Below are 11356 nucleotides of genomic sequence, written 5' to 3'. Positions count from 1 at the left end.
AGAGCGGCTAACGCTGGCGCGTAGGGTGGCGCCATGGATGAACGCGACATGCCCGTTGCCCCGGTAGGCGCGACTCGGTTGCAGGGACTGCCGAGCCGGTTGCTCTCCCAGGCAGCGACTCGCGCCGACCGGATCGTCAGCGAGGGGCTGGCGACTCGTGGCGCACGCAAATGGCACTACGCAGTGCTCGCGTCGCTGGACGAGCACGGACCGGCGAGCCAGGCGACGCTCAGCGATCGGGCCGGGCTCTACCGCAGTGACCTGGTCGCAGTGCTCAACGAGCTCGAGGAAGCCGCGCAGGTTCAGCGCGCGTCCGACCCCGATGACCGGCGCCGCAACGTCATCACCATCACCCGGAAGGGCCGGACCCAATTGGGCCGGCTGGACGGGCTGGTCCAGCGGACCCAGGACGAGATCCTCAACCCGCTCTCGGCCGCCGAGCGCAAGGAGCTCGTCCGGTTGTTGCGCTTGCTCGTGGAACCGCCTCCTTGAGCAAGGCTGCGGCTTGGTCTATCGTTAGTGACACAAACGTTTATACTACTAACGAGTTGGAGTTCCCGATGCCCGACATGGTTTCCTTCACCCCACAGCTCCTCGGCCGGACCGAGAAGGCGCTCAACGCGATCCTGGATCGGCTCCTGGCCGACTCCGGTGTCACGGAACCCCAGTGGGTCGCGCTCAGTATCGCGGTCGCCGGAGGCGAGTCGTTCGGACGCGACCAGCTCACGGGCCTGGTGGCCGGGGCGCTCAAGGTTGCCGACGACGAGGCGTACGCACACATCGCCGCATTGGTCGGGCACGGGTTCCTGGCCAGCGAGGGCGAGGAAGTCGTCGTGACCGAAGAGGGGCGTGCCTTCCGCAGCTCGATCGGCGTCACGACCGGTGAGATTGCCGAACGGCTCTGGGGCGACCTGCCGGCCGAGGACCTCGACGCCACCGTCCGCGTCCTCAGCACGGCGCTCTCGAGGGCCGACGAAGAGCTGGCACGCCACTGACGCCCGTAGACATACGCTTGGCCGTGCCGATAAGGTTCGATACCAGACCTTAAGGCGGCGACGGGAGGCGGCATGGCGGAGACCGACGATGCCGTCGTTGACGCGCAGGACGACCTCGCGGCTGCCGTGCTCCGGCCCCTCCGGGCGCATCACGCGTTCGAGTCGTGCGTCGAGATGCTCGCCACCTCCATCCGTCTCGGCATCTATCCCGACGGCAGCACGTTGCCACCCGAGCGCGAGCTCGCCGAGCGCATGGGCGTGTCCCGCTCGACGCTCCGCGAGGCGATCGGCGCCTTGCGTGACGCCGGCCTGCTGACGACCCGGCGTGGTCGCGGCGGCGGCAGCGTCGTCGAGTTCCACCCCGTGGAGCCCGGCGCCTCGACCACGCTCGAGCGGCCGCGCGAGGAGCTGCTCGACGCGCTCGAGTTTCGCCGCATCGTCGAGCCGGGGGCCGCGCACGCGGCTGCCACGCGTACGTTGAGCGCCTCGCAGATCGAGCTGCTGCAGGCGTCCCTCGAGCGGGTCAGCTCCGCGGCCGGCAAGGCCGTGCACCGCCAGGCCGACGCCCAGTTCCACCTTGCGATCGCGTCCTTGAGCGAGTCGCCGCTGCTGATCGACGCCGTGACGAACGTCCAGGTCAGGCTGCACGAGATGCTCGGCGCGATCCCGGTGCTGGACCGCAACATCGACCACTCGCGCCAGCAGCACGCCGCGATCGTGGAAGCCATCCTCGCCGGCGACGCCACCAAGGCGCGGCGAGTCATGGAGAGTCACTGCGACGACACCGCAGCCCTGCTCCGGGGGCTCATGTGAACCTGCCCAAGATGAGAGGTACGAGTCGATGACCCAGCGACACCCCCACCTGCTGAGCCTCGAGCAGCTGCGCGTGCGAATCGAGGAGGGCGAGATCGACACGATCATCGTCGCCTTCACCGACATGCAGGGCCGGCTGCAGGGCAAGCGGCTGCACGGTCAGTACTTCCTCGACTTCGTCGTCGAGCAGGGCACCGAGGGCTGCAACTACCTGCTGAGCGTCGACGTCGACATGAACACGGTCGACGGCTACGAGATGTCGTCGTGGGACAAGGGCTACGGCGACATGGAGTTCGCCCTCGACTTCGACACGATCCGGCTGCTGACGCACCTGCCGGCGACCGCGATGATCCAGTGTGACCTCGTGTGGCTAGACCACCAGCCGGTCGTCCAGTCGCCGCGCACGATCCTCAAGGCGCAGCTCGCCAAGGCTGCCGATGCCGGGTTCACGGCGCTGGCCGGCACTGAGCTCGAGTTCATCCTGTTCGACACGACGTACGAGGCGGCGTGGTCGAGCGGCTACCAGGACCTGACGCCGGCCAACCAGTACAACATCGACTACTCGATCGTCGGCACGACGCGGGTCGAGCCGCTGCTGCGCGACATCCGCAACACGATGTACGCCGCGGGGATGAACGTCGAGGGCGCCAAGGGTGAGTGCAACTTCGGCCAGCACGAGATCGGCTTCCTCTACGACGAGGCGCTCGTGACCGCCGACAACCACGCGGTCTACAAGACCGCCGCCAAGGAGATCGCCTCGGCGCACGGCAAGGCGCTGACGTTCATGGCGAAGTACAACGAGCGCGAGGGCAACTCCTGCCACATCCACCTGTCGCTGCGGAACACGGACGGCGGCATCGCGTTCTGGGACGGCGACGCACGCACCCCGACGTACGACCGGTTCATCGCGGGCATCCTCGCGACGATGCGCGACTTCACGCTGCTCTACGCGCCGAACATCAACTCCTACAAGCGCTTCGCCGGCGGCTCGTTCGCGCCGACGACGGTCGCGTGGGGCCTGGACAACCGCACCTGCGCCGTACGCCTCGTGGGCAAGGGGCCGTCGGCGCGGCTGGAGAACCGGGTGCCCGGCGGCGACACCAACCCCTACCTCGCCCTGGCGGCGATGATGGCCGGTGGCCTGTACGGCATCGACCACGAGCTGGAGCTCGAGCCCGAGCAGACCGGCAACGCGTACGCATCTGACAAGCCCAAGGTGCCGACGACGTTGCGCGAGGCGCGGGACGCCTGGCACGGCTCGGCGATCGCCCGCGAGGTGTTCGGCGACGAGGTCGTGGACCACTACACCAACATGGCCGACGTCGAGCTCGCCGCATTCGACGCCGCCGTGACCGACTGGGAGCTGCGCCGCACGTTTGAACGTATGTGACGCACCAACCGCTCCTCGAGCTTGTCGAAAGCAACCAACGCCCTTTCGACAAGCCCAAGGACCGAGACTAAGGAACTGCATTGAGCAACACGTACACCGTGGTCAACCCGGCCACGGAGCAAGCGGTCGTCGAGGTCGAGATGGCTGACCTCGCGGCGACCGATGCCGCGATCGAGCGGGCCGCCGAGGCGTTCCCGGGCTGGCGTGACGTCGCGCCCGGCGAGAAGGCCCGGCTCCTGCGCCGCTTCGCGCAGCTCGTCGACGAGCACGTCGAGGAGCTGGCCGAGCTCGAGGTCCGCAACTCCGGGCACACCTGGGGCAACGCGACCTGGGAGGCCGGCAACGTCCGCGACGTCCTCAACTACTACTCCGCCGCGCCCGAACGCCTGACCGGGCACCAGATCCCGGTCGCCGGCGGTATCGACGTGACGTTCCATGAGCCGCTCGGCGTCGTCGGGATCATCGTGCCGTGGAACTTCCCGATGCCGATCGCCGGCTGGGGCTTCGCGCCGGCGCTCGCTGCGGGCAACACCGTCGTGCTCAAGCCCGCGGAGCTGACTCCGCTGACCGCGATCCGGCTCGGCGAGCTGGGCCTCGAGGCCGGGCTCCCGGAGGGTGTCTTCACGGTGATCCCCGGCAAGGGGTCGGTCGTCGGTGAGCGGTTCGTGACCCACCCGGCCGTACGCAAGGTGTGCTTCACGGGATCGACGCAGGTCGGCAAGAAGATCATGGCCGGCTGCGCCGATCAGGTGAAGCGGGTGACCCTGGAGCTGGGCGGCAAGAGCGCCAACATCGTGTTCGCGGACGCCGACCTCGCCAAGGCTGCGGCGTCGGCGCCGTCGGCGGTGTTCGACAACGCCGGGCAGGACTGCTGTGCGCGCTCGCGGATCCTCGTGGAGCGGTCGGCGTACGACGAGTTCGTCTCGCTGCTGGAGCCGGCCGTCCGGGGCATCAAGGTGCTCGACCCGTCGGACCGTACGAGCGAGATGGGGCCGCTGATCTCGGCGGGCCAACAGGCGACGGTCAAGGGCTTCGTCGACGAGGTCGACGTGGCGTTCGCCGGGTCGGCACCGGAGGGGGCCGGCTACTGGTTCGCGCCGACCGTCGTGCTGGCGGACGACCCGCAGCAGCGGATCTGGCGCGAGGAGGTCTTCGGCCCGGTCGTCGCGGTGATGCCGTTCGACGACGAGGCGCAGGCCGTGCAGCTCGCCAACGACACCGAGTTCGGGCTGTCGGGGTCGATCTTCACCCGCGACGTCGGGCGGGCGCTGCGCGTCTCTCGCGCCGTCGAGTCCGGTGCGCTGAGCGTCAACTCGCACTCGTCGGTCCGCTACTGGACGCCGTTCGGCGGCTTCAAGCAGTCCGGCATCGGCCGCGAGCTCGGCCCCGACGCCCCGCACTCCTTCACCGACGTCAAGAACGTCTTCATCTCCAACGACTGACCGCACCTTGAGCCTGTCGAACGATCCTTTCGACAGGCTCAAGCACCGAAAGGAACACAGACATGACAGGACGCATCGCAGGCCGGACCGCCGTCGTGACGGGCGGCTGCTCAGGCATCGGCCTGGCGACCGTACGCCGCTTCGCCGAGGAGGGCGCCAACGTCGTCATCGGCGACGTCGATGACGCCAAGGGGCCCGGCATCGCCGAGGAGGTCGGCGGGACGTATGTGCACGTCGACGTCACCGACAAGGAGCAGGTCGACGCGCTGTTCAAGACCGCGAAGGACACGTATGGCTCGGTCGACATCGCGTTCAACAACGCCGGCATCTCGCCTCCGGACGACGACTCGATCCTCGACACCGACCTCGAGGCGTGGAAGCGCGTGCAGGACGTCAACCTCACGAGCGTCTACCTGTGCTGCAAGGCCGCGCTGCCCTACATGCTCGAGCAGGGCAAGGGCTCGATCATCAACACCGCGTCGTTCGTCGCGGTGATGGGTGCCGCGACGTCGCAGATCTCGTACTCGGCGTCCAAGGGCGGTGTGCTGTCGATGTCGCGCGAGCTCGGCGTGCAGTTCGCGCGCGAGGGCGTACGCGTCAACGCCTTGTGCCCCGGCCCGGTCAACACGCCGCTGCTGCGGGAGCTGTTCGCCAGCGATCCGGAGCGGGCTGAGCGCCGGCTGGTGCACGTGCCGCTGGGCCGGTTCGCCGAGCCCGAGGAGATGGCCAACGCCGTGCTGTTCCTGGCCTCGGACGAGTCGAGCTTCATGACGGCGTCGACGTTCCTCGTGGACGGCGGCATCTCCGGGGCGTACGTCACCCCGGTGTGACCATGCGACCGCTGATCGGAGTCACGACCTACCGCGAGCAGGCGCGGTGGGGCATCTGGCACGAGCAGGCCGACGTGCTGCACGCGGTCTACTCGCGGTCGATCGAGGCCGCCGGGGGTGTCGCGGTGCTGCTGCCGCCGGGCGACCCCGAGGGTGCCTCGTCGGTGGCGGCGCGGATCGACGGGCTGATCATCGCCGGTGGCGCCGATGTCGATCCGTCCCGCTACGACGCGGAGCCCCACGAGCGTACGGTCGGCTGGCGCGAGGACCGCGACGACTGGGAGCTTGCGATGCTCGACGCGGCGGCCGCGGCCCGTCTTCCGGTGCTCGGCATCTGTCGTGGCATGCAGGTCATGGCGGTGCACGGGGGCGGGACGCTCGACCAGCACGTCCCGGAGATCGCCGGCCACGAGGACCACTCGCCCGGCGGTGACGAGTTCGGCGTGATCGACGTCGACGTCGTGCCCGGCACGTTGCTGGGTCGTGCGGTGGGCGACAAGGGCTCGGTGCACTGCCACCACCACCAGGCCGTACGCGAGCACCCCGGCTTCGTCGCGTCGGCGCACGCGGCCGACGGCGTGCTCGAGGCCATGGAGGACCCGTCGCGGCCGTTCTGGCTTGCGGTGCAGTGGCACCCCGAACGCATCGAGGACGCCGGACTGTTCCGGGCGTTGGTGGAGGCGGCTAGGCGTCCTGCGTCGCCTGCGCCTTCGTGAGGATTGCGGAGAACCGGCGGTTGAGCCGGCGCATGATCGTGTTGTAGATCCACGGCGCGTACCTCTGGGCGTACCAGCCGGCGCGGATGTCGCTCGAGGTGAAGACGAGGTACTTGCCCTTCTCCACGCCGCGAATCATCGAGGCGGCAGCGCTCCCGGGGCTGACGGCGCGCTTCTGGAAGCGGCCGATGTTCGTCCGGAGGACCGGATTGTCCCGGTCGACGCCGACGATGTCGACCGTGGCGACGAGGGGCGTGTCGACGGCGCCGGGACAGACGAGGGTGACCCCGATGCCGTACTGCTCGAGGTCGAACCGCAGCACCTCGCTGACGCCGCGCAGGCCGAACTTCGCGGCGCTGTAGGGCGCGTGCACGGGCAGCCCGAAGAGGCCGGCGGCGGACGACACGTTGACGACGTGGCCGCCGTTGCCGGCCTCGATCATGGCCGGCACGAACGCCGACATGACGTGGATCGGTCCCATCAGGTCGACCTCGACGCAGTCGCGCCAGTGCAGGGTGTCGAGATCCTGGATGCGGCCCCACGTCGAGATGCCGGCGACGTTCATGACGATGTCGATCGCTCCGGCTGCGCTGAGCGAACGGTGGGCGAACGCGGCGACGGCGTCCACATCGGCGATGTCGAGTGCCTCGTGGTGCACGACAGTGCCGCCGGCTCTCGTGACGAGGGCGACCGTCTCGCCGAGCCCTCCGGCGTTGACGTCGGTGAGCAGCAGGCGGGCGCTCTTGTCGGCGGCCTTGAGGGCGGCGGCGCGGCCGATGCCGCTGCCGGCGCCGGTGATGACGACGGTCTTGCCGTCGAAGGACGTCTTCGGCATCGGAACCCCTCCCGCAACAAGTGGGACGATCGTACTGCTTTCGTGTCGTGAAGTCCCGTTGTCCGCCCCGACACCTACCGTGATCCTCATGAGAGCCAACAAGTACGCCGGACGGTGTGCCGAGTGCGACGTGACCGTCGAGATCGCGGCCGGGCAGCTCATCGGTCTCCCCGGCAGCTGGCGCACGATCTGCGTGGCGTGCTCGCCGACGCCACCGCCACGGGGCGATCATCCGGGCTGGCACCTGACGCCGTTGGCCTCGCTCGACTTCGAGACGACGGGCGTCGACCCATTGATCGACCGGGTGCTCAGCTATGCCCTGCTCGACGATCGGGGTCACGACTTCTCCGGGCTCGTCAACCCCGGCGTCCCGATTCCGCCGGCGTCGGCCGCGGTCCACGGTCTCACCGCAGAGGCGCTGGCCGGAGCCCCGGCGCCCGTCGATGCACTGGCCGAGGTCATCGCCTGGGTGCAGGACCTGATCGAGCGCGGGGTCGGACTCGTCGTCTTCAACGCCGCCTACGACCTCACGATGCTGCGCGCTGAGGCGACACGCTGGGGCCTGGCGCAGCCCGACTGGGATCGGCTGTTCGTCGTCGATCCCTACGTCATCGACTGGGGCATCGAGCGCGGCGGCCTCGGACCTCGGCGGCTCACCGACGTCGCTGCCTACTACGGTGTCGCGCTCGACAACGCCCACGATGCGACGGCAGACGCGCGAGCGGCCCGCGAGATCGCCTATGAGATCGGCCGCCGTCATCCGACTGTCGCTGCGGGCGACCTCGAGAGCCTCATGCTCCGACAGGTCATCTGGTTCGCCGGCCGGGCCGAGGACTGGAACCACTACGCCCGCAGAGTCGGCCGTCCCCTCGACGATCCGGCCGGCTGGCCGCTGGCCGCGCAGGACCTCACTGACGTACGCATCGCCTGACGCGTACGTCCGACATCGCCGGGTCTTGCTGGTTGGCGGTGGGTCAGTCGCCTTTCAGGCACGCTGAAAGGCGACTAGGTCACCGCCGACTCGAGTCCACACTGCTTCTCCTGCAAGGCAGCCACCCTAGACTTCCTGCGTGACCTTGAGGAGCAGGCTTGCTCGCGCTGTCCGACGACGCCGCCTCGCCCGCGCGCTGAAGGACCTCGACGCCATCGCGGAGGCCCTCACCCCCGCCGAGGGCTTCCTCGTGGTCTACCTCGACGAGCCCAAGCAGCATCTGGTCGACGACCTCGCCAGACGCCTCGCCGTCGAGGTCCGCATGATCCGGGTCGACGGCTCGGTCGAGGCCGCCCTCACCGCACTACGCTCCATGCCCCGGCCCGCCGCAATCCTCGACGCGACCTCCACCGGCAACCGGGTCAATCTGCTCCGGCAGACGGTCTTCGCCCTGCCCGCCGGAGCCGCGTACGTGGCCGCCGGAGTCACGCCGCAGTGGACATCAGACGTACGCGCCTCAGCACAACCCCGCGAGGGCGAAGGCGCGGCAGCCGCCCGACGCAGGCAGGAGCTCGCCGACTCGATCGACGTCCAAACCAGCACCCAGAGCCTCGGCGTCGTGCGCAAGCGCGGCACCCATCACTTCACCCTCCGCCACCATGCCGTCGAGGAAGTCCTCACCGACCAGTTCGGCGCCGACTGGGGCGAGGTCATCGCGCAGCGCGAGGCGTACGAGTACGAGTCGCGCGCGACGCTCCACATGCACGGCGAACCGCCGCACCGCGACAAGCCGGCGACGATATCCGTCCCCGCGCTGTCGTTGCGCCGCTATCGCGACGTCACCTGTCACCTCCGCGAAGTCACCACCAAAGGCAACCTCGTGCTGCCCGACACGTTCCGCCACTGGCAGGGCGGCCGGCTCTTCCACAAGCGCATCATTCCGGCGACGGCGTGGTTCGGCCGGTTGGAGGACCGGATGCAGCAGGCGAACGTACGCCATGAGGCCGGCGAATTCTTCTCGTTCGACTCGGCGTTCCCGACCCACTACGGACACCTGACGACCGAGACGCTGTCGAAGCACTGGGGCTGGCGGATCGCCCACGAGCGCAACCCCGACCTCCGCGTCGTCATGACCCACCAGCCCAACCAGGAGCGCCTCCCGTCGTGGAAGGCCGACATCCTCGGCGCCCTCGGCGTACCCCTCGACGACATCCTCTGGGTGACGCAGGACGAATCCGTCAGGGTCGACTCGCTGGTGGCCGCGATGCCACAGCTCGAGAACCCGCACTACGCCGACCGCGACCTCGTCGACACGTGGGAGGCGCTCTACGCCGGTCTCGGCCCGGATCCGGCGCCGCACAACCGGGCCGCCAAGATCTTCCTGTCGCGGCGCACCCGCACCCAGCGCTGGTGCACCAACACGCCTGAGGTCGAGGCGTTCATGGCCGAGCAGGGCTTCACCGTGATCCACGCGGAGGACACCTCGTACGCCGAACAGGCCCACATCTTCCGAGCCGCAAAGGTCATCGCGGGGTTCGCCGGCAGCGCCCTGTTCAACATGATGCTCAACCCCGAGGCGCGGGTCGTCGTGCTCTCGAGTCGCGGCTACGTCGCCGCCAACGAGTACCTCTTCGCCTCGGCCGCGGGCCACGAGATCCACTACTTCTGGGCGCCGCCGCTCGTCGACCAGCCCGCTGACGGGTTCACCGTCGACGCCTATCGCTCCGACTTCACGTTCAACCTCGACGAGCACCGCGCCGAGCTCATCCAGGCTCTGGCCTAGCTCAGCCCACCCGCGCCAGGATCGCCTCGGCCAGCGCCTCGGGATCCTGCTCCGGGATCCAGTGGCTCGTGGCGGCGAGCTCGACGAACCGGAAGTCGGCGTCGACGAACTCGCCACACCGCTCCGCGCCCGCCCGGCCGATCGCCTGGTCCTCGTCGCTCCACACGTACGTCGTGGGCACCGTCACCGCAGGCAGTGAGCCGAGGTCGGCCCGCATCGCGCGGTACCAGTTGAGCGCCGCCGTCAGCGCATCCGGCTCCGACAGCAGCGCGACATAGCTGTCGACCTGTGCCGGCCGCACGGGACCGCCGTACATCGCGCGCAACCGCTGCGCCTCGTCCTCGAGCAGCACGTGCTCGGCCTTGCCGGGCTGGCGCAGCAGGCCGATGTAGGACGCGCGCTGCTGCTGGTCGGGGTCGCCCTGCAACGCCGCCCCGTACGCCGCGAGGTGCGGCACCGACACCGCGGTCAGCGTGCGCAGCCGGTCCCGGTGCCGCACGGCGGTGACCCACGCGACCGCGGCGCCCCAGTCGTGCCCGACGAGGTGGAACGACCCGATGCCGAGCGCATCCGCGATCCCGACGACGTCATCGGCGAGCAGATCCGTCGTGTACGACTCGACGCCCGACGGCCGCGCTCCGGGGGAGTAGCCGCGCTGGTCGGGAGCGATGACCCGCAAGCCCGCACCCGCGAGCAGCGGAGCGACCCCGGACCACGACAGCGAGCTCTCCGGGAACCCGTGCAGCAGGATCACCGGCTCGCCGTCCGCAGGACCCGTCATCCGGACGTCGAAGGTCAGGTCGCCGACCTGCACAGGTGTGGTCTCGTCGTACGTCATGGGGCTCCTCGGTCAGTCGAACGTGTCGCCGATGCGGGCGACGGCCTCGCGGTCGAGCACCGCCGCCGTCTCGGGGTCGGGTGCGCTGCCACCGCGATCGTAGGGGAGCCACCAGCGGTCCTCGTCGTTGCGCGGCATCGCGGGGTAGGTGTCGATCGCCTCGGCGAGCAGTGCGTCCATCGCCACGTGGAGCCGCAGCGAGAGCTCGTCGACCGACTCGCCCTCGGCCGGTCGCAGCGGCGAGCCGACCATGATCGTGACCGGCATGCGCCGGCGCAGCGAGCGGTGCCCGTCGACGGTGTAGATGCGGTGGCCGCCCCACACGACGACCGGGACCAGCGGCACCTGCCGGTTGACCGCGAGGCCGGCGGCGCCGCGCTTGAACGGCTTGAGCAGCCACGATCGGCTGATCGTCGCCTCAGGGAAGACGCCGACGAGCTGGCCGTCGTCGAGCAGCCGCAGCGCCTGCCGGTAGGCCCGGGCGCCGGACTTCCGGTCGACCGGGATGTGGTGCATCGCCCGCATCAGCCGCCCCACGACCGGCAGCTCGAACACCGAGCGCTTGGCCATGAACCGGATGCGACGCTTGCGGGGCCGTGCGGCGTACCCGATGAACGTGAAGTCGAGGAAGCCGATGTGGTTGCCGGCCACCACGCCGGCACCGGAGGTCGGGAGGTGCTCGACACCGCGGACGTCGAACCGGTAGCCCATCAACCGGAACAGCGTGCCGAAGATCCGGACCACCACCCGGTAGGTGAGGTCGGATCCAGGCACGCTGCTCAG

Annotated in this window: 12 protein-coding genes; 9 read left to right on the top strand and 3 right to left on the bottom strand. The window is 69.5% G+C overall.

Features of this window, described 5'->3' with window-relative positions; genetic code table 11:
• Positions 1-33 precede the first annotated feature (33 nt).
• From ESP70_RS13885 to ESP70_RS13855, 7 genes are all read left to right on the top strand, one after another.
• Entirely contained in the window at positions 34-492 is a 459-nt protein-coding gene (locus ESP70_RS13885) for a MarR family winged helix-turn-helix transcriptional regulator (protein WP_149689920.1), read from the top strand.
• Positions 493-560: 68 nt separating this feature from the next.
• The gene (locus tag ESP70_RS13880) at positions 561-995 is read left to right on the top strand and encodes a MarR family transcriptional regulator (RefSeq protein WP_149689919.1); all 435 of its coding nucleotides are present in this window, start codon (positions 561-563) and stop codon (positions 993-995) included.
• Between the two features lie 72 nt (positions 996-1067).
• Positions 1068-1808 carry a FadR/GntR family transcriptional regulator gene (locus ESP70_RS13875; protein WP_149689918.1) on the top strand — a complete coding sequence of 247 codons (741 nt, stop codon included), beginning with the start codon at positions 1068-1070 and terminating at the stop codon, positions 1806-1808.
• Positions 1809-1836: 28 nt separating this feature from the next.
• The gene (locus ESP70_RS13870) at positions 1837-3198 is read left to right on the top strand and encodes a glutamine synthetase family protein (protein WP_149689917.1); all 1362 of its coding nucleotides are present in this window, start codon (positions 1837-1839) and stop codon (positions 3196-3198) included.
• 80 nt (positions 3199-3278) lie between these two features.
• Positions 3279-4640: an aldehyde dehydrogenase family protein gene (locus tag ESP70_RS13865; RefSeq protein ID WP_149689916.1), complete on the top strand. Its 1362-nt coding sequence runs from the start codon at positions 3279-3281 to the stop codon at positions 4638-4640.
• Positions 4641-4702: 62 nt separating this feature from the next.
• Positions 4703-5470: a 3-oxoacyl-ACP reductase gene (locus ESP70_RS13860; protein ID WP_056402392.1), complete on the top strand. Its 768-nt coding sequence runs from the start codon at positions 4703-4705 to the stop codon at positions 5468-5470.
• Positions 5471-5472: 2 nt separating this feature from the next.
• A complete protein-coding gene (locus ESP70_RS13855; RefSeq protein WP_149689915.1) occupies positions 5473-6186 on the top strand; it encodes a gamma-glutamyl-gamma-aminobutyrate hydrolase family protein in 714 nt (237 codons plus the stop codon).
• Here the strand turns inward: ESP70_RS13855 and ESP70_RS13850 are convergent.
• A complete protein-coding gene (locus tag ESP70_RS13850) occupies positions 6155-7021 on the bottom strand; it encodes an SDR family oxidoreductase (RefSeq protein WP_149689914.1) in 867 nt (288 codons plus the stop codon). The two genes, ESP70_RS13855 and ESP70_RS13850, sit on opposite strands and share 32 nt — an antisense overlap.
• 88 nt (positions 7022-7109) lie before the next feature.
• On the opposite strand from ESP70_RS13850, the gene ESP70_RS13845 reads away from it, so the two are divergent.
• Both ESP70_RS13845 and ESP70_RS13840 read left to right on the top strand, forming a co-directional pair.
• Positions 7110-7952, top strand: a complete 843-nt coding sequence (locus ESP70_RS13845; RefSeq protein WP_188110637.1) for an exonuclease domain-containing protein — start codon at positions 7110-7112, stop codon at positions 7950-7952.
• A gap of 139 nt (positions 7953-8091) precedes the next feature.
• A complete protein-coding gene (locus tag ESP70_RS13840; protein WP_149689912.1) occupies positions 8092-9735 on the top strand; it encodes a glycosyltransferase family 61 protein in 1644 nt (547 codons plus the stop codon).
• Position 9736: 1 nt separating this feature from the next.
• Here the strand turns inward: ESP70_RS13840 and ESP70_RS13835 are convergent, their stop codons facing one another.
• Positions 9737-10573 (bottom strand): alpha/beta fold hydrolase, encoded by an 837-nt coding sequence (locus ESP70_RS13835; protein WP_149689911.1) that lies wholly within the window; start codon positions 10571-10573, stop codon positions 9737-9739.
• 12 nt (positions 10574-10585) lie between these two features.
• Entirely contained in the window at positions 10586-11347 is a 762-nt protein-coding gene (locus ESP70_RS13830; RefSeq protein ID WP_246162040.1) for a lysophospholipid acyltransferase family protein, read from the bottom strand.
• Positions 11348-11356 lie beyond the last annotated feature (9 nt).

Source organism: Aeromicrobium ginsengisoli (assembly GCF_004134905.2).
Lineage (GTDB): Bacteria > Actinomycetota > Actinomycetes > Propionibacteriales > Nocardioidaceae > Aeromicrobium > Aeromicrobium ginsengisoli.
Note: the sequence above shows the minus strand (reverse complement) of the source record. Positions and strands in the feature narration are given on the sequence as shown.